The 18,858-nt window shown below is 48.6% G+C and carries 21 protein-coding genes; 6 read left to right on the top strand and 15 right to left on the bottom strand.

Going from position 1 to position 18,858, the window contains the following annotated elements; all coding sequences use genetic code 11:
* Positions 1–26: 26 nt before the first annotated feature.
* From NST99_RS21670 to NST99_RS21680, 3 genes are read right to left on the bottom strand one after another with little or no spacing between them, the layout of a single operon-like run.
* Positions 27–425, bottom strand: a complete 399-nt coding sequence (locus NST99_RS21670) for a hypothetical protein (RefSeq protein ID WP_341094280.1) — start codon at positions 423–425, stop codon at positions 27–29.
* 12 nt (positions 426–437) lie between these two features.
* Positions 438–587, bottom strand: a complete 150-nt coding sequence (locus NST99_RS21675; protein ID WP_341094281.1) for a hypothetical protein — start codon at positions 585–587, stop codon at positions 438–440.
* Positions 584–1,060 carry a copper amine oxidase N-terminal domain-containing protein gene (locus tag NST99_RS21680; RefSeq protein ID WP_341094283.1) on the bottom strand — a complete coding sequence of 159 codons (477 nt, stop codon included), beginning with the start codon at positions 1,058–1,060 and terminating at the stop codon, positions 584–586. Before NST99_RS21680 ends, NST99_RS21675 begins: the two co-directional genes overlap by 4 nt.
* Positions 1,061–1,170: 110 nt before the next feature.
* Here NST99_RS21680 and NST99_RS21685 point away from each other — a divergent pair, with 110 nt between their 5' ends.
* From NST99_RS21685 to NST99_RS21695, 3 genes are read left to right on the top strand one after another with little or no spacing between them, the layout of a single operon-like run.
* The gene (locus NST99_RS21685; RefSeq protein ID WP_341094284.1) at positions 1,171–1,458 is read left to right on the top strand and encodes a hypothetical protein; all 288 of its coding nucleotides are present in this window, start codon (positions 1,171–1,173) and stop codon (positions 1,456–1,458) included.
* A gap of 38 nt (positions 1,459–1,496) precedes the next feature.
* A complete protein-coding gene (locus NST99_RS21690; protein ID WP_341094285.1) occupies positions 1,497–3,059 on the top strand; it encodes a preprotein translocase subunit SecA in 1,563 nt (520 codons plus the stop codon).
* Positions 3,031–3,780 (top strand): preprotein translocase subunit SecA, encoded by a 750-nt coding sequence (locus NST99_RS21695; protein ID WP_341094286.1) that lies wholly within the window; start codon positions 3,031–3,033, stop codon positions 3,778–3,780. Before NST99_RS21690 ends, NST99_RS21695 begins: the two co-directional genes overlap by 29 nt.
* Before the next feature lie 64 nt (positions 3,781–3,844).
* On the opposite strand, the gene NST99_RS21700 is transcribed toward NST99_RS21695, so the two are convergent.
* Positions 3,845–4,336 carry an AAA family ATPase gene (locus NST99_RS21700; protein WP_341094287.1) on the bottom strand — a complete coding sequence of 164 codons (492 nt, stop codon included), beginning with the start codon at positions 4,334–4,336 and terminating at the stop codon, positions 3,845–3,847.
* 161 nt (positions 4,337–4,497) lie between these two features.
* Between NST99_RS21700 and NST99_RS21705 the strand changes: the two genes are divergently transcribed.
* Complete coding sequence (locus NST99_RS21705) at positions 4,498–4,866, top strand: hypothetical protein (protein WP_341094288.1); 369 nt, start codon at positions 4,498–4,500, stop codon at positions 4,864–4,866.
* Positions 4,867–4,945: 79 nt separating this feature from the next.
* Here the strand turns inward: NST99_RS21705 and NST99_RS21710 are convergent, their stop codons facing one another.
* The 4 genes from NST99_RS21710 to NST99_RS21725 all read right to left on the bottom strand — a co-directional run bounded on the left by NST99_RS21710 (position 4,946) and on the right by NST99_RS21725 (position 9,292).
* Positions 4,946–5,149 (bottom strand): hypothetical protein, encoded by a 204-nt coding sequence (locus NST99_RS21710; protein WP_341094290.1) that lies wholly within the window; start codon positions 5,147–5,149, stop codon positions 4,946–4,948.
* 98 nt (positions 5,150–5,247) lie between these two features.
* Positions 5,248–7,236 carry a chemotaxis protein CheA gene (locus tag NST99_RS21715; protein WP_341094292.1) on the bottom strand — a complete coding sequence of 663 codons (1,989 nt, stop codon included), beginning with the start codon at positions 7,234–7,236 and terminating at the stop codon, positions 5,248–5,250.
* A 17-nt stretch (positions 7,237–7,253) separates the two neighbouring features.
* Entirely contained in the window at positions 7,254–7,679 is a 426-nt protein-coding gene (locus tag NST99_RS21720) for a chemotaxis protein CheW (RefSeq protein WP_341094294.1), read from the bottom strand.
* Between the two features lie 23 nt (positions 7,680–7,702).
* Entirely contained in the window at positions 7,703–9,292 is a 1,590-nt protein-coding gene (locus NST99_RS21725) for a methyl-accepting chemotaxis protein (RefSeq protein WP_341094296.1), read from the bottom strand.
* Positions 9,293–9,560: 268 nt separating this feature from the next.
* Here NST99_RS21725 and NST99_RS21730 point away from each other — a divergent pair, with 268 nt between their 5' ends.
* Positions 9,561–10,898 (top strand): MFS transporter, encoded by a 1,338-nt coding sequence (locus tag NST99_RS21730; protein WP_341094297.1) that lies wholly within the window; start codon positions 9,561–9,563, stop codon positions 10,896–10,898.
* Positions 10,899–10,939: 41 nt separating this feature from the next.
* Positions 10,940–11,695, top strand: a complete 756-nt coding sequence (locus tag NST99_RS21735; RefSeq protein WP_341094298.1) for a PIG-L deacetylase family protein — start codon at positions 10,940–10,942, stop codon at positions 11,693–11,695.
* Between the two features lie 80 nt (positions 11,696–11,775).
* Here NST99_RS21735 and NST99_RS21740 read toward each other — a convergent pair whose 3' ends face one another.
* The 7 genes from NST99_RS21740 to NST99_RS21770 all read right to left on the bottom strand — a co-directional run bounded on the left by NST99_RS21740 (position 11,776) and on the right by NST99_RS21770 (position 18,858).
* Complete coding sequence (locus NST99_RS21740; protein WP_341094299.1) at positions 11,776–12,648, bottom strand: tetratricopeptide repeat protein; 873 nt, start codon at positions 12,646–12,648, stop codon at positions 11,776–11,778.
* Between the two features lie 26 nt (positions 12,649–12,674).
* Entirely contained in the window at positions 12,675–13,634 is a 960-nt protein-coding gene (locus NST99_RS21745; protein ID WP_341094300.1) for an ATP-binding protein, read from the bottom strand.
* 59 nt (positions 13,635–13,693) lie between these two features.
* Positions 13,694–14,548, bottom strand: coding sequence for a phosphotransferase (locus tag NST99_RS21750; RefSeq protein WP_341094302.1), 855 nt, complete (start codon positions 14,546–14,548; stop codon positions 13,694–13,696).
* A 106-nt stretch (positions 14,549–14,654) separates the two neighbouring features.
* A complete protein-coding gene (locus tag NST99_RS21755; RefSeq protein ID WP_341094304.1) occupies positions 14,655–15,467 on the bottom strand; it encodes an alpha/beta hydrolase in 813 nt (270 codons plus the stop codon).
* Positions 15,468–15,705: 238 nt separating this feature from the next.
* Positions 15,706–16,548: a GNAT family N-acetyltransferase gene (locus NST99_RS21760; RefSeq protein WP_341094305.1), complete on the bottom strand. Its 843-nt coding sequence runs from the start codon at positions 16,546–16,548 to the stop codon at positions 15,706–15,708.
* A 1-nt stretch (position 16,549) separates the two neighbouring features.
* Entirely contained in the window at positions 16,550–17,464 is a 915-nt protein-coding gene (locus NST99_RS21765) for an MBL fold metallo-hydrolase (RefSeq protein WP_341097718.1), read from the bottom strand.
* A gap of 218 nt (positions 17,465–17,682) precedes the next feature.
* Complete coding sequence (locus NST99_RS21770; RefSeq protein ID WP_038594145.1) at positions 17,683–18,858, bottom strand: sugar ABC transporter permease; 1,176 nt, start codon at positions 18,856–18,858, stop codon at positions 17,683–17,685.

Below are 18,858 nucleotides of genomic sequence, written 5' to 3' on the forward strand. Positions count from 1 at the left end.
ACCTTGCCTTTCTATAATGAATAGGATCAGAAGGAGGCTCCCGGCTTCATTTCATACAGTTGAAAGGTATCCTCATGAATTTCAATGGCGATCACTGTATCTTCTTTCTCAAAAAACTGCACATGTCCCATTCGGCGGTCTTCCAGTTCTGCCCATCCCGCATCATCTAATTTCTGAAAATAACTTTCGGGCGGGTATAGTCCCTGCTCTCCCCCGATATTATCCAACTCGTAGCTGACGCCTATTTTTATATTGGGGTTGGCGGAGTTTGTCGTTATTTCCCCTTGTTTTGCAGCCTCTGGAATTGGAAAGTCATCATGGATAGCGGACTCCGCATACCCTGTTTCTACATGCTTTGAGGTGGTGCAACCGTTCGCAAAGAGCAGTGAAGACAGTAAAATGACCGCAAAAAAGCATTTGTTCAAATCTGCCACTCCTTAATGTTCATTCATTCGATAGTTGTATATTTGATCTTCTCTGCCCAGCTTAAACTGCAAAGTATTGCCTTCACGTTTGATTAACTTCAATTCGTCTCCGTAATAAGGCACGTCGTTCGTTTCCGCATATTGCTGCTGTTCCTGATTCAACAGCTCCTTGTACAGCCTTCAAAGGTGGCATTGACACTCAGAAAGGTCCCAAGCCCTTTGGCGGTATAGACAGCATGAGCCGCATCCCAGCTTACTGTCTGCCCTTCCAGTGCCTGCACCACAAAGCGGGCAGGAAGATATAATTGCTCTTTATACCGGAACGGCGCTCCTCCTAATTGAACTGTTTTCCCATCAAGCACAGCAGTCTTGCTGCCAACCGTGACAACCACTGTTTTTTCCCATCCAACGTATTTGGCCCGTAGATCTGCCTTATCCCAGGCAACCTGCAGACCCGCCTCTTCCAGCAGACTTGCCGGGACAAACGTAGTGCCGCTCTTAACCAGTGCCGGAACAGTACCCTTGCCGCCATTCGCCACGTAATAAATGAACGAAGCATGGGTAGCCGCTGACGATATTGCCGGGAACAGAAACAGCAAAAGCAGTATTGGAGTAAACATCCATATCTTTCTCATTACCTATCCATACCCTTTCTTCACTTTACTTTATTTTCAAATTCACAGATAATTATAAGACTCATGGTTTTCCAAAAAGTTGCAGCTGCGGATGAGGAGGCAGGATATTTATGTTGGAGGGATGCGGACGTTTGCTGCTTAACTTCTATTTGGTTTGCTATAAAGTCATCCTTAATATACTGAGCCTCGACCGGACGCCGCTGTTTACCGTTCTCTTCGACAACCACATATTCTGCGGTTTCATCTCTCTAAAAACAATATTGCACTTTGAAATGATCCTGCTGCTCTCCAATCATCTCGTACAGGGTTATGATCTGGTATGTATAGCAAGTGAACGAATTCTTATCCGGTTCCATACCTTCAAGGAGCCTGGCCTCATCCTGCTTACTAATAGATAACGCCCGCCGTTATTTCTATTAAAGGAGGATTATTTGCTATGGGTAACAATCTGTATAGCCGCATAGAGGCGAAGTTCCAGGAGCGTAAGCTCAAGCCTTATTATGAAAAAATTAAACTCATCCGCCAGCTTCCAATGAAGAACTGGAGCGACATCCAAATCAGGCGTTGTGCCAGGGAAATGAAGCTGAAAGCCCAAAGTGGTGCACCGCTTGAGGATTTAATGATCCAAGGGGCAGCACTTGTAGCTGAAGCCGTGTGGCGATTCTTGCAGATCCGTCTCTTTGACGTACAGCTCGCAGCAGGACTGGCTCTGTGTGATGGTTATCTGGTGGAAATGCAAACCGGGGAAGGGAAAACGCTGGCTGCCATCCTCCCCGCTTACTTACAGGCGCTGCAGAGAAAAGGCGCTCATATCTTTACCTTTAACGATTATCTGGCTCGGCGGGATGCCGAATGGATGGGCCCCGTCTACAGGGGGCTGGGTCTCTCCGTCGGTTATGTTGCAGAGGGGCAGCATGTCGAGGAAAGAAAAGCAGCATATGCTGCCGATATCACTTATTTGTCTTCGAAGCAGGCTTGCTTTGATTACTTGAAGGATTCGCTGGTATATACTCCGGCCCACAAAGTGCAGCGCCCCCTTCACTGCGTACTGGTTGACGAGGCGGATTCCATACTCATTGATGAAGCCCGGATTCCGCTTGTCATCGCAGGAGAAACGGACAAGAAACGTGCAGGTAACCGTGAAATGCCGTTGATCGTGAAGCAGCTCATTCAGGGGCCGGATTATGATACGGACGAGCATGGGCGGAATGTACACCTGACGGAAGCCGGAGCGCTTAAGGTTGAGGTCATGCTGAAATGCGGAAATTTATATGAGTCCCGCAACTCGGATACGCTCGCAGAGCTTCACTGTGCGCTGCATGCAGAAGCTTTATTAAAGAAAGATGTCGATTATATTGTAAGAGACGGCGCCGTGCTGCTTATTGATGAATTCACCGGGCGAATTGCCGAGAACCGGCATTGGCCAGACGGTCTGCAGACAGCAGTGGAAGCCAAAGAAGGGCTGAGCATTCAGTCCGGCGGCAAAATTCTTGGAACCATGACGCTGCAGCATTTTTTAAGCCTCTATGCCCGGCTCTGCGGGATGACAGCAACGGCGTTATCCTCCGCGGATGAGTTTAGAGCCTATTATGCCCTGGATGTGATGGTGATTCCACCGCATCATCCCTGCAGAAGAATTGATTATCCTCATGTAATATTCACGCACCGTGAAGCCCAGCGGCAGGCTATTCTTAGTGAAATTTCTGCCATTCATAAGACGAAGCAGCCCATCCTGATTGGTACAGCCAGTGTGCAGGCATCCTGTCAAATGGCAGCCGACTTGCAGAATGCTGGCATTCCATGTAACCTCCTGAACGCGCAAAATGATCAATGGGAAGCGGAGCTGATCGCCAGAGCAGGCCGGCTGAATATGGTCACCGTTTCAACTCATATGGCAGGCCGGGGTGTCGATATTATTCTGGGCGGAGGCGATGCAGAAGAATACTGGGCAGTAAAAAAAACTAGGCGGATTGTATGTCATCGGTACAAATCTGCATGAAAGTGTACGTGTAGACCAACAATTGCGTGGCCGTGCAGGCCGGCAGGGAGATCCCGGCTCCTCCCGCTATATGATCAGCCTGGAAGATGATTTGCTCGTAAGGTTCGGCTTAAGAGAGTCGCTTCCAAAGGAATATCAGGACCTGCAACAGGATTCTCCGCTTAAGGGTTCCAGAATCTGCAACCTGATCAACCATATTCAGCTAGTCATGGATGGCCAGCATATTGAAATCAGAAAAACCTTAAATAAATATGCAGATTTGATCGAACAGCAGCGGCGTATTCTTTTCAAGAAACGGGAGGCCCTGCTTGGTGAGTTTTTGAGACCAACCCTCTTAATGACAAGAGTACCTGCAATTTACGAACAATTATGCCGCAGGTTCGGGAAAAAAAGGGTTGAGGACACCGAAAGATTCATCACACTGGTTCAAATTGATAACGGCTGGGCTAATTACCTGGCTTACGTTTCTTCTGTGAGGGAAGGCATTCATTTGGAAAGCCTAAGCCACAAAAATCCGCTGCATGAGTATCACCGGCTGATCATAAATGCCTATGCAACACTGGAAGAGAGGATCGAAACCGCTGTGGTGGAACTTTTTCTGACAACGGACTTTAGCTCACTGAAGATGGATTTCCAATTGGAAGCTTTGAGAGTCCCCTCAGCGACATGGACGTATATGATCAACGACAGCTTTTTTCAGAACAGAATCAATCTTTTATAAAAGGAACAAGCACTTTGATTGCGGGTCCGGTTTCCCCCATCGTCCGTCACGGTCTTTGAACTCCTTATTGACTGATGATTAATTTCATTTGTTCAACAACTCCGTCCACATCGTGGCTGCTTGTATCTATTTTAGTAGTCCCCATGTTCCGGTATAAGCTTAAACGTTCGATACTGCTGAGAATTTGCTCTTCCGGTCTATGGGCTTGCTCCATCCGCTGCCTTAGTGCAGTCTCCGAAGAGATCAAGGTAATCGTTTGTAGATCAAATTCCAGATCATCTAGCCGTTTCAGAAGACCTTGCAAGATCTCTACGCGATGAAGTACCCAACTGAAAATGACATATTCAAATGTAGAGTTCGTCAAGAAGCTTCTTAGCTGATATGTAATGTTATTCTCCACCATGGCTCTGTTTTCATCGTTTACGATCCAGGGATTCATCATCCAGCACCAATCGCCGTCCAGCCATACGGAATGATTTAGCACCCCGTTCAGACTTTTGCATACGGCGGATTTCCCGACACCCATTGGGCCGTTGACAACAATTAACTTTTTCATGACATCCTCCTGCAAAAGGTATTTACACATAGTTCCAATGAACTATTCTTTTTTATAAATTTCAGTAGGAAATGATCCCTTTGCATGATATAATCTCTTAGTCCATCATCGAGAATTTATCCCCATTGAAAGTATGGGTTTGCAGGAGGATCACTATCATCATGAACAATCAGATTAAAATAGTCAAAGTATCTGCAGAGATTGAAAAGGATGAATTTGATATTAAGGTGAGTCCTTGGCGATTGCTGCTTGAGACCAACCGTTATTACGAGATCAAACCTGAGCTTGGACCTGTAAAGAGAATCTATAAAGAGAAGCTTAATACCATTACCGATGAAACAAAGTCTTATGCCGATGGTTTTCTCTCCTGCTCCGCTTTTTGCATTGAAGACAGGGTTAACGAGATGCAGTTGGAAATCCTGCACAAACTGCAGTTGAAAATCAATGCCTTCAGAGATGAATTGCAGTTAAACCAAAAAGCAATCGAACAACAAAAATTCTTACCTATAATAGAGGGTTCAACGGAATAAATGAGAAGTGGATTTCCTCACAAAGTTAAAGAGCCGCAGGTGCGCAGTAGTCGCATCTTCGGCTCTTTGTCGTATTGTTCTATACCAGCTCTGCGTTTTTCAGGGCATGCTCCCAGCTTGGAAAATAATACAATGCGCTCCGCATCAGCTCCGGATCCTGCTGTTTTACCTGCTTTTTGTTGATTGTTCCGTTGGATTGAAGCTGCTTGATCCGGTTGATAACTTCATCAGATCCCAGTGTAATAACCACATCGCCACTCCTTTTCCTTAAGTCTTCTTCCATATTTTTCTCCATCCTGTAAAGTTCTATACAGATCTCTATTGAAAAAGAGTGCTCCATCAGCCATTCTCCCGGCTGATAAAGCACTCTTACATCATAAATTAATGGCTTACGAGGTAGGAAGCATCCAAGATGATAGCCACCCGTCCGTTCCCCAGAATGGTCGCTCCGGATAGATGGTTCAAGGTCCCGAGCATGGTGCCGAGCGTTTTGATGACCACTTCCTGATTGCCCAAGATTTCATCCACCGCAAAGGCAGAAATTTTGTCGACTGACCTGACAATGACAATCGAGATCGTTTTGGAACTGCGCTCAACACGCGGATAATGCAGCTTGTCCCGCAGCCAGGAGAACGGCACAATCCGTCCATGGTTAATTATCGCCTGCTCCCCTTGGATCGTCTGAATCTCTTCCGGGTGAATACGAACAATTTCAGCAATGTTGTACATGGGGAGAATCAATACCCGGCCTGACACCTTGACCAGCAACCCCTTGATGATCGCCAAGGTGAGCGGAAGCCTGATTGTGAATGTCGTCCCTTGACCCGGCTCTGTATCAATATCAATGATTCCGTTCAACCTTCCAATTTGGCTGCGGACAATATCCATTCCCACCCCACGTCCGGATACATCACTCACCTCGGATGCCGTCGAGAAGCCAGGCTCGAAAATGAGATGAAGCGCTTGAAGCGGCGTCAAATGTGCAGCCTGATCCTCTGTAATGATGCCTTTGCGAAGCGCGGAAGCCTTGATATTCCCGGCATCAATGCCCTGACCGTCGTCTGCCAGGGAAATCACTACATTATTCTCTTCATGGAAGGAGGACAAGGTAATGCGCCCCTTCGCCGGTTTGCCTTTTGACGCACGCACTTCGTGGCTTTCGATTCCGTGGTCTGCACTGTTGCGGATTAAGTGGATCAAGGGATCGCTCAATTCCTCGATAATCATCCGGTCCAGCTCAGTTTCGCCGCCCTGTACCACCAGCTCTATATCCTTTCCGAGCTTTTGCGCCAGGTCTCTGACCATACGCGGGAACCGGCTGAACAGCTGGTCTATAGGCAGCATGCGTGTCTTCATCACGCCTTCCTGCAATTCCTTAATGACACTGCCCATATGATCGGATACGCCACTGATGCTCTGCAGCGCTTTAGCAGGGTCATTGCGGATGCCGGCCGTCTTCAGATCCGCTAGTGAGGTCTGGTCTATCAGCAATTCACCGACCAGATTCATCAGATGATCGAGCCGTTCCACACTGACCCGGACCGTCGGCTGATTACCTTTGACCCGTTCTTCTGCCGGAGGCCCGGACTGTGGCATATTTGCCGGCACTTCTTTAGTTATTATCTCTCCGCCAGCAGCTTCTCCCGATTCGAATGGAGTAATCGCCAGAGTTTGCACATCTGAATCCCCCTCCAGCTGTGACTGGATCAGCTGCGGCTCTTTCGATGTTGCAACCACTACAGCGAATCTGCCGTAACGGCTGTCTTCATCTTTATTTACAACTTCACCTGGTGATAGTGAAGCAGCAATAACCGATCCGCAGACATCTTCGATCCGCTGCAACAGGATGAAATGGCGTGCTGCCTTCATCTGGCAATCCTCTTTCAGCGAAACGCCGATCATCAGTATCTGTTCCCCGGCGGCAGTGGCTTCCTCTACTTTAAGACTCTCAGCGGCACTTAACACAGGCGGGCGCACCGGCTCTTGCTCTGCAGGTTTATTAATCAGCGCTTTAATCTCCGAAACCACAGAACTGCAGTCATCATAAGCTTCCCCGCTGATATATTGGCTGCGCAGCTTCTTCATGGCATCCAGTGCGCTAAAGAGTGTATCAATCAGAATTGCGGTGATTTCCGGTTTTTTCTCACGTACCCATTCCAGTGCATACTCCACTTCATGGGTCAAATCACTCATTTCCCGGAAGGCCATCGTTGAAGAAGAGCCTTTGATCGTATGTGCGGCCCGGAACAGAACTTGGATCAGCTCGGACGAAGGAGATTGTTCAAGGGTCAACAGGGACTGGTCCATCCGCTCCAACTGGTCGTTCAGCTCTTCTATGAAAATATCTCGGTAGGCAGACAGCTCCATCATTATTTATATTCTCCTTTCTATCCGCCCAATATTTCCTCGAGCTTCAAGATTCCAATAAGCTGGTCTCCCTGTTGTCCAATGCCATGAAAAACACCTTCTCTACTTCGGCTATGCCCTCCAGTAGGCGGATGAATTTCTCCGTAGGTAGTCACTTTGTTCACTTTATCTACGATCAAGCCTACGAATTCATCCCGGCAACGGACTACGATAATCCGGGTTTCTCTTGTATAGGGCTCATCCGACATACCAAGCAGATTGCGCAGGCTCATGACACAGACTACTTTGCCCCGGAGGTTCACCACGCCCTTAACTTCATTCCTGGTGAACGGTATATCCGTGATGCTCAGCATCTTAATGATTTCATGAATCTCTTCGATACGGATCGCACAGGTCTCGGCACCCACGGCGAGTTCAATATATTGTTCCTTCTGCAGCGTGGACATATTGTCACCTTCAGTCTGTAAAATTAGTGGGTTTTGAATGCGGCAGCAGAAATGGCCAATTCTTCAGAGAGCTGAGCCAAAGACTGGCAGGTAGCTGCAGTCTCTTCAGAAGCAGCGGCGGACTCCTCACTAGAAGCCGAGATTGCTTCTACCGAACTCATAACCTCTGCAGCCTGTGCAGACTCTTCTTCGCAAGCCGCAGCAATTTCATTCACTTTAAGCGCGGAGTTATTCACCATCGCGATAATTTGCTCAAAAGCCTGGCTGGTCATCGAAGATTGCTCCACACTTTCGGACACGGCCCGGACACTTTGCTTCGTATTTTCCTGCATCGCTTTAATAATCTTCGTAATTTCCTTGGTCGCCTCGCTGCTTCGTTCCGCCAGCTTACGGACCTCATCGGCTACAACGGCAAAGCCGCGGCCCTGTTCTCCGGCACGGGCTGCTTCAATGGCTGCGTTCAACGCAAGCAGGTTCGTTTGCTCGGCGATATCGTCAATGACCTCAATAATATCGCCAATCTTACTGGAGTCATCTTCCAGCTGAGTCATCTTATGATTCACAGCCTGCATTCCCTGAAGGGATGTCTCAACCACATGTCCGCCTTCACGGGCAGTTCTGACCGTATCATTAGAGAGCTCTGCTGCTTCTTCTGCACTAACAGCCACAGAGTTAATGGCAAGCGACAGTTCTCTGAAGAGTTCAGTGATGTTGGCTGCCGCAGCCGACTGGCTGGTGCTGGTGCTGGAAATTTCCTGTGTGCTTGCTGAAATCTCCTCGGAGGAAGCGGCAACACTTTGCGAATTCATCACGATACTATTGATTAATTCCTTTAAGCTAGTCACCATCCGGTTGAGTGCAGATGCTAATTGACCCACTTCATCCTTGGAGGAAACCTCCGCTTGTTGCGTCAGATCTCCGTCAGCCACCGCGGAAGCGAGACTAAGCATCTGCCGTAAAGGTCTAGAAATTGAGCGTGCAATGAAAGTACCAATAATGATGCTGATAATGACCGCAGCGACTACCACGGCTATAGTAACAACCAGTGAGGTGTTATAGGTTTGTTCCGAACGATGGTTGGTGGCTTCTGCCAAGCTTGCATTGAAAGTAACCAGCTCCGTCAATGTTACTGCAACCTTTTCTGACTGCAGGCTCAGAACTGTTTTATTAAATTCGTTAAATGCTGTCATACCCTCATTCTCTGCGATGGACATGCCCTGCTCATAAAGCTTTAGATAGGATGGGTATTCGATATCGAACGTCCGCAGCAGTTCCTGCTCCTTCGTGGTATTGGCTACCGTACGGAAAGTATCGATTTTTTGTTCGATACTCTCACGGGCTGCAGCAATTTCGGTCTTGATCTTAGCCTTAGCTTCAGCTCCGCTCTCTGTACTCATATTCCGCAAATATAAACGTAAATTCATATAATTGATTTGTGCTGCAGATAGATCCCTTACGGAAATCAAATTGTTGTTGTACATTTCATTTGTGTTTTTATTCATCCCCCGCAGCGTCGATATCGAATAGATACCGAATCCCGCCAAAATCACAGCGACTAGCAGAAAAGCTGAGATGATTTTCTTTGCTGTTTTCATGTTACTGAACCACTTCATGAGTACTCCCCCTGGATACGATCTTTGTGTGTGCCCGGTATTTAGCTGTGCAATTACGCAATCTCCCAGCACGCCTCCCGGACAGCATAGATATATTTCGACAAATTTCGTCGATTTCTGAATAGTTTATTTTTGCATTGCCAAAAAAAATCCCTTCAATTACGAAATATACGGAATCGTTATTTGCGCAAACATTATTACAATATACATATTCAACCAGATATACACTATAATCACCTTTAACTTCAGCGGAAATGAGGGAGCTCTCATGGGAAATAAAGTACCCGTCAAAGAAAAGATTTTTTTCTCCGGGGGATTGCTGGGCCAGAATATTCTATACAGCTTTATGTCGATGTACATTTTGTTCTTTTACACCGATTTATTGGGCATACCTGCTACCACAGCCAGTCTAATTCTGGTGGTAGCCAGCATAGTCGATGCCTGTCTTGATCCGGTAATGGGGATGATTACAGACAAGACCCGCACAAGATGGGGGAAATTCAGACCCTATCTGCTGTTCGCCCCGTTCCTTATCGCGGCTGCTACGATTCTATGTTTCTGGGATTTCGGAGGTTCCCCCACACTGACGTTAGTAATCGCCTCCATCTCCTATCTGTTATGGGGTATGTTGTATACCGTATGTGATACGCCGCTTTGGGCATTATCCTCTGTAATCTCCAAAAACCCGGATGAACGGACGCTGGTAGTTACCTTAGGGAAAATTGGCGGTACCCTCGGAGCCGTAGCCGTTACCATTGGTGGCATCCAGCTGCTGCTTGCTTTCGGCGGCGAGAGAAACACGAATGCTTACCTTTATTCCGCAATCCTCGTAGCTGCTGTTGCGGCGGTCTCTATTTTTCTCACTGGATTAACCTCCAAAGAAAGAGTAGCCCCTTCGCCCGACAAGATTTCCTTCAAGACAAATCTGCAGACGATTTACAAAAATAAGCCTTTGCTGGCCCTGCTCGCCTCACTGCTGATTATCAATTTGATTAACGGCATCAGGCAGAGCATTCAATTGTATTATGTGATTTATGTCTGGGGGGATGCGGTGTATGTCACTCAGGTGGGGATCAGTCTTGTTGTAGGGATGCTGCTGGGAATGATAGCCACTCCGAAATTGCTGAGGTTGTTTTCCAAGAAAAAGATGTTTATCGCCTCTTGCCTTCTGGGCAGCTTATCCTGTGTTATTCCCTATCTGTTTGGGGACGAGAATAGGATGTTTGCACTTGTCTTCTTCGGGATCAGCTTCTTTTTTTCAGGGATGACCATTATTGTGAGCACATCCATGCTGCTGGATACGATTGACTATTCCGAATGGAAGCTGGGCTTCCGGGGGGAGGGTATTGTTTTTTCAACGAATACATTCATCACTAAATTTAGCGGAGCTGTCTCCAGAATCATCATCGGTACAAGCCTTGGCTTCATGAACTATGTTGAGAACCAGCCGGTAACCCCGGGTCTCCAGCATGGGCTCAGCTTTGTGATGTTCATCCTGCCGGCGCTTTGTTTTGTCGCTGCCATTATCCCTATCCTGTTCTATAATATTAGCGACAAGCAAAGAGATCGTATATTGTCCGATTTGGAATTTTCCCGAGCTTTATAATCGTCTGAATCTCATACAATATGAATAAGGAGTGAATGGATATGGATTCATCTGCATTGCATACCCTTATGGCCCCTCCCGAACTCACGGGATGCCGCAAAATATTATGTATTCAACCCCATCCGGACGACAATGAAGTCGGAATGGGCGGCATTATTGCCAGCTTCGCGGAAAAAGGCTGTGAAATCAACTACCTGACCGTAACGAATGGTGACCTCGGGGCAGAAGATGAGCAGCTGTCGCATGAAGAGATTGCCAAGATCCGGCGAGTTGAGCTGGAGGCAGCGGGGAGAATGCTGGGCGCTACGGAGTTTCATCAGCTGCAGCATGGAGATGGCACACTGGATCATGTGCCTTCATTAGCCGGGGAAATCGCCGAAATCATTCGAACCGTACAACCCGACGCCCTCTTCTGCCCCGATCCGTGGCTGGCCTATGAAGCGCATCACGATCATATCGTTGTTGGTAAGGCAACGGCACAGGCCTTTCTCCTAGCAGGACTTGCCCGTTATCCCAAAGGCACTTCAACCAAACCGTGGCAGCCGCAGGCCATCGGGTTTTATTTCTCGTCAGAGCCGAACACGGTCATTGACATCACCGGAACTTTCGAGCAGAAATTTGCTGCAATGTCCCGGCACCGCAGCCAGTTCAGTGATGAAATTCTGGCCCTATACCGGCTCTACTTTGCAGAGAAAGGCCGGCAGTTGGCCCGGGATAAAGATTTTGAAATGGGGGAAGGGCTGAAGGTGTTGTCTCCGCTGCACATGCATTGCTTCGTGGATGCGAAACGGATCTGAGGTCAGGAGGGTTCAGTGCGATAAATGTAAAAAGACACCAACGAAGCGTTGATGTCTTTTTACATTCGGGCTAAGGACTATCACATGCCCCTTCGTCTCCAGCCAAACACTTGCACATGTACAATGGCTTTGGTCACCCAATGCGTCAGTACATACAATACAATAAACAGAAGCACGAACGGCCTGAACAAAATCCAAATGATGAACCAGGCCAGAATAATCTGCCAACGCTTCATTCTGCGCACGAGCCGGGTAGGCCATAAAAAAATCCGTAGCAGCTTGTGCTGCTGCTGGAGCGCCTCCAGGAATTCGCTCTGAATCTGCTTATCGTCAGGGCTTAGGCGTACCGCATTTTTCATGTATGTTTCTTTAAGCTTGTAATCCCCGCGGTCGCCCGCAGCCCATCCCAAATATAACATCACATATGGCATTTCGGCTCCATATTGAACCGCTTGACGGTCAAGCTCGGCTGACTCTTTCATATTGCCCAGCAGTGCCTCTGTATAGCTTAATGTAGCCAAATACAGCGGACTCTCCGGTCTTAGTTCCAATGCAAGCCGCAAAAGCTCCCTCGACTCTTTGTATTTCTGCTTCTTGTTTAGAAGATTAGCCTTCAGAAAAAAGTAATGAGCTTCATAAGGATCAATCCGCATCGCTTCCTGCAGATTCTCATTCAGCGCTTTCTCGTTGTCCGTTTCGTAGTAGACACTGACGCGCACATACCAGGCCAACGTCTGCTCCGGGTCCCGGATCAGTGCCTCGTTCGCCCAATACAGCGCCTTTTCATAATTATCCATGAGATTATAAATATGGGCAATCAGTGCAAAAACATCCGGATCCTCCGGCTCTTCCCGCAGTGCCTGCTCTGCTTCTGTCAGAGCTTCCTTGTAACGTTTCCACTCGATGAGCTGATGTACCGCTTGAAGGGTATTTTGCTTAAATTGATTCTCCACTGTCAGCGCCTCCGTCACTCATCCCGCTATTTAATTCCGTGTTTCTTGGCATAGTCCAATACGATCTGGTAGTCCCGGTTGACATCGCTGAAGGTCGCATAATTCTTCGCGGTTGAGAACCATTCCAGTGTCGTAGCCTTCCGGGACTTCGCTGCTTTCTTCAGGTCATCATTTGTAATCGGCTGGATCTCTCCAGTCTCAAAGGTGCGCTCCATCGCAGATTCTATGGCATCGCTCACCACCTGCTCCAGATCGGCACCCGAGAAGAACTTTGTATCTGCTGCAATCTTGGGCAGATTCAAGGCTAGAGCAGGTTTTCCGGCCATCTTCAGGCCCAGAATAGTCTCACGTTCGGACTCCTCCGGCGGCGGGACAAACACCAGGTGGTTGAAGCGGCCCGGACGCCGCAGTGCGGAATCGAGATACCAGGGTGTATTGGTGGCACCGATGACAAACACATTCTCATTCTCGGCTTGCAGACCATCCAGCTCCAGCAGCAGCTGATTCACCAGCATCCGGTCATGATGCTGGCGCATCTGATGGCGGCTGCCGCCCATCGCGTCCAATTCGTCGATGAAGATGACGCACGGTTTGTTCTCTCTGGCTTTCTCAAAAATATTATGCAGGTTGTTCTCACTTTGGCCCACATACATCGCCAGGATGGCTTGCAGCTCGATATGCATAAAATTCGCTTCAATCTCACCGGCTACCGCCCGTGCCAGAAAGGTTTTGCCGCAGCCTGGAGGCCCGAACAGAAGCAGGCTGCCGCCCGCTTCTTTGCCGTAAGCTTTGAACAGCTCCGGCTGCTTCAGCGGCAGAATAAAGTTCATCCTGATCTTCTTCTTCACTTCTTCCAGACCGCCTACATCGGCGAAGGTTTCCTTAGGTTTCTCTGACTCGATAAGCGTTTGATCCTCTTTACTAAATTGAATGAGTTTCAGCCGCTTGCGCCTTTGTTCCAATAGCTCATCATGATCATCGGACATTCATCTCTCACCCCTATGGTTAATGAGATCAGTTTACCATATTTTAATAGGATTTGTTGTTACACCAGATGTGTTCTCCAGTGCTCCCAAGCGGTCAAATAGTCCTTCAAGTCCTGCGGATGGACTCTGGCACAGATGCCAATCCGGCAATACAGCTGGAAAACTACCTCTTCTATCAATCTGGAATGTCCTATTGCCTTCTGCTTGAGCTGGTCAAACGCCTTAAACAAGGTGACCCTATTCAAGTCATCCGGTGAGGAACAGAAAGCATAAGTGAAGTCATAGATGAGTGGTCCAACCATCGGCGAAGGGTCTATGACGCCCACCAGGCTGTGATCCTGAAATACAAAATTATGAACACCTGTATCGCCATGCAAAAGATACTTGTCCTCCGCGCCGGAGATTCTGCCGGACAAGGCTTGTACTTTATCATAATCCTCCGCAGGCAATATATCCCCCACATTGGAGCGTGCCTCTTCTAAACTGATTCTATTGAACTCAGCCCATGAATCCCGCGGCATTTCCAGGCGTCCCCATTGTGGCGCAGATGAGGTTTCATAATGGTTCAGAAGACCGATTACGATGCCTGGCAGCCAATCTATCTTGGCACCGCGGTTATAATGAGTTGTACCGGCAGTATAGGTATACAGAATGTAGTTCCCATGCGGATCGGTATACAGCAGTTTAGGCAGCAGTGAACTCCCGGGATACGCTGCCAGCAGCAGTTCGGCGCAGGAATTGCTCTGCGGCGTGTCTACCTTCAGCACATATTTCTTTTCCTTATTGACGGTCAGAATGTATACGAGACCTTCGGTCGTTCCTTTCATTTCCTCGTTGACTTGACTGTTCTGTTCAATCACTCCCAGGTCCTGAAGTGTATCAACTATCGCCTGGATATCAGGTCGCAATGTCATTCTAATCCGCCTCCAATTTTATACCTATTCTCTATTATAGGGACGGGTGATCCACAAGAGATAGGTATAGTTTGGATCTATTCAGACTTTGCACTTATTGGGCTTCTTATTGTAATTCCAGAGCGAATCTCAGCAGACGGCTGAGCGCTGCGGGCAGTACCGTAACATGGCCCTCTTGCGGGAATTTGACGAGGCTGACCTGCAAGCCTTCTGCAGCAAGCGGGGCGAGCAGAACCGGCAGCTTCTCGGCATCCTCAACCATATGATCCAGCTCTTCTGCGCCAATGGTGATCAGCAGTTTCCGCTGTAGTTTCAGCCCAGGGTACATGGCGGAGAACCGCTCCTGCTCAACCAGCAGGGAATAACCGCCCCACCAGACCGAAGGGCTGCCGGCAGCGTAATGGGTGAACAGTTGCGGCCGTGTGAACAGGGCATGCAGGACGAGCAGGCCGCCCAGCGAATGTCCGAACAGTGACTGGCGCAGGCTATCCACAGGAAACAGCCCGGAGATCAACGGCATGATCTCGTTCTGCAGCAAATCGAGGAAGCTGTCCGCGCCTCCATGTTCAGGCCAATCACTGCCGTCTGGCCGCTTCGGCAGTGATTCTAACTCCGCAGGCATCGTGAAATCATAGCAACGGCGGGTCATGTCAAAGGGTTCGCTGGAGGGATAACCGATGGCTACAATCACAACAGGATCATAGCCATGCGGTTTGCGTGTCTGCAAGCGCGCGGACTCTGCCAGCGTATGAAATACGGCATTCCCGTCGAGTGCGTAGATGACCGGGTAGCCCTCCGGCGGCGCTTCCCCGGAAGGATGGGAGATAAGGATCCGGTACTCCAGATTCCGCTCACCTGCGTAGAGAACATGCTCTTCGCAACCACGGTGCGGATAACTCCGTTCAAGTTCTTTACTCATTACACTTCCTCCTAATGATAACCATTCTCATTATTGGAGATTATAAAGGATACACGCCCGGGTATCCATGGACTCTATCCTGCTTCGGGCTTGGACAATGTGCTAAAAGCATCAATAACCGCTCTTCCAGCATCCGGTCAATCGCTACGGCCGGATATTCAAAATGCGTTCAACAAAAAGAGACACTACAATGTGTCTCTTTAGGAAATGCTTGTCTAATACGCCTGCCCTTACAGGATTACACAGCCAGCCGGTAATATGGCAGAGTAACTGTCGGCCTAAAGCCCAGCTTTTGCGCCAAATAATATGAACCTTGATTTTCCAAACGACAAGCCCATACCGGCTCCAGATTATGCTCCAGACAATAATCGATCAGTGCTGAGCATACAGCAAGTGCGCAGCCTTTTCCGCGGTGATTCTCCGCCGTTTCGATTCCGATCTCCAGCTGGCCCGCAGTGCGGCAAGACGCAAAAGAGGTAGCGGCAGCTTCTCCGCCTGAAACTAAAGTGTAGCCCATCCCTTGGGCAGCAAAATGCTCCTCATCCCGCCAAAAAAAACGGGGAACGACCGCTCCGCTCTGAGCCAGGAACTGTTCTCTGGTCGTACGCATGATAATGCCGTCAGGTCGCGGAAGCAGCGCCTTAGCATCCAAGTAGGCTTCTCGGTTGAAGCAGAAGTTCACTCTTGTATTCCGCTCAATGGCCCGGGAATTATTCTCCAGGGATGACATACCGCTATTTATCAGAGAGCTGTTATGAATAGATAAAATAGAATCAAGGATAGGAGTCCACTCTCCTGCCGGATCACTTTGCAGCCACTCCGCACTCTGTCTCATTCCTGCTAGATTAGTCATATAATCATGAAGTCCCCGTGTAAACGCCTCGTTGCCGGCCTCTCCAAACAATAAAGACATACCATATGAATGCACCACATAGAAGGCACGGGGATTGTGCACAGCATCTACATAAACGCTGCCGGGAACAAGCTGCTCAAGCACTGCCCGTGCAAACATTGTGTTAATATTCACATGATCGAGCAGCGGCAAACCCTTGAAATAATCCTTGTTTTCAAGTTGTAACATGTTATCCTCTCCCTTCTGTAAGTAGTCGATTGAAAAGCCAGCGGAAATTCCATTCATATACATGTGACATCATCCAATGATCATAAGGTGCCGGTATCCCCTTCTCCAGCCAGCGATCTGCGGATTCTCCACTCTGGGCAGCGTTTTCCGCGTAAGCCTGGATATCAGTAAGGTAACTTATCATCTCTGCAAGGCTTTCCCTGCCGGTGACCCCGCCATGCCCGGGAATAACCAGATTGACATCAATCTCGCGATCAATCCGTTCCAGGATCTCAATCCAGGCAACCGGAAAGCCGCTCAACATCGCCGGGTGGGAGTGGCTTAAGATAAGATCACCGGCAATCAGCACCTTGGCGTCTTCGATATACACCATCGCATCGCTTTCCGTATGCCCGCCGCCATAGGTGAGCAGAGTAATCGAACGGGCCGAGCCGTGAATGATCAGTTGCTGCGAGAAAGTAACGGATGCTGTCACTCTATGGATCATAGGCGTTGCCGCCAGCAGCGCAGTCTTGTCGGCAATTTCATAACCGAGTGCGCCGCGGAGCCGGGGATCTGCCGCAGCCTTTTTCCCTTGTTCCAGCATTTCAATTTGATTTTGCAGACCGCTCTGCCAAATATTCAGTTCTGGAGCCCCGCCTTGAATCAGCACCTCCCGGGTGAGTGCTGTGGAGATAATGATGCTGCCGGCAAATACCTGATTGCCATAATGATGATCTCCATGATAATGCGTATTGACTATGTATTTTACTGGCTTACCCGTAAGCAGCTCTGCCGCAGAACGCAGGAACTCGGCTGCCTGCGGAAGACTGAAGGTGTCTACAACTACTGTTACATCGCCCAGATCTATGATCGACGCGTTCCCCAAAGCTCCACTTCCGGGAATAACAATAGCGGCCCAGACACCTTCCGCCACCTGCTGCAATGTAAAATAAGGGTTCGTATGCTTGACCTCCTCTATATCTACCTATAATGGTGCGAATCTCTCATGCCTTTCTTCAGTGAGCGATCACAGATTTATCAGACATTATACTATATTATGGGAAGCTTGGAGTAATCATTTATTAGCACAAAAAGCAGCGGAGTGCCTCTTAGCACTCCGCCGCTTTTTTAACCAGTGAGTTCTGTCTTGAACTATGCTCTTTGCTTGCGTGTCATTACATCAAAGATTACAGCTGCGGCCAGCACGCCGCCACGGATCATGTACTGATAGGAAATACCAACGCCTAGCAGGTTCATGCCGCTGGAAAGTGAAGCCATAACGACCGCACCGATAATGGAACCGGTAACCTTACCTACCCCGCCGGCAGCGGATACACCGCCAACATAAGCAGCCGCAATAGCATCCAGTTCAAACAGCGTTCCTGCTGTGGTAGTCGCCGACTGCAGGCGGGAAGTGAACAGAATCCCCGACAGTGCAGACAAGAGTCCCATGGAGCAGAATACAATGTACGTAATTTTCTTAACGCTGATCCCGCTTAGATTTGCGGCTTCCGGGTTGCTTCCGACTGCGTAGATATGACGCCCGATTACAGTGGAGGTCGTCAGAATGTGATAGATGACAACGACGATCATTACGATGACTACTGTCCACGAGAAGCCGTTGTAACCTGCGAGAATCCAAGTGATGTAAGCAATGATCGCGGACACGAAGACCAGCTTAACGGTAAACATGCCGTTTGACAATACTTCGAAGTTGTATTTGAGCTTATTGTTCCGTTTGGAGAATTCAAAGTAAATGAACAGGACGATAATGAGTGCGCCGATAATCAGCGACAGCAGATTCAAATTGCCAACCTTGGCGATAGCCGGGATAAAGCCATTGCCAATTGCATTGAAATGTTCATCCTTCACGATAATGGTTCCTGTCTTCTCCGTTACGCGGAGCAGCGCACCTCTGAAGATCAGCATCGCTGCCAGAGAAGCCACAAAAGAAGGAATGCCCATCTGTGCAACCAGGAAACCGTTAAAGAGACCAACAATAATCCCCATGATCAAAATAAGCGGAATGGTGAAATAGACCGGAACTCCTGCCTGCGTTAAGAAGATGGCGGCAATTGCCCCCAGGAACCCGGCTGCAAAACCGACGGATAAATCGATATGCCGGATCACAATGACCAGTGTCATTCCGACAGCCAGAACAGCAATGTAGCCAGTGGCATCAATCAGGTTGCTTATATTCCGAGAAGACATAAACAGTCCATCCGTCATGATCGAAAAAGTCAGCATAATGACGAATAAAGCAATGTACATCCCATAATCCCGGATATTAACCTTGATCAATGATTTCGCTTCGTTAAATAATTTCAC

The organism is Paenibacillus sp. FSL L8-0470, assembly GCF_038008625.1.
Classification (GTDB): domain Bacteria; phylum Bacillota; class Bacilli; order Paenibacillales; family Paenibacillaceae; genus Paenibacillus_AQ.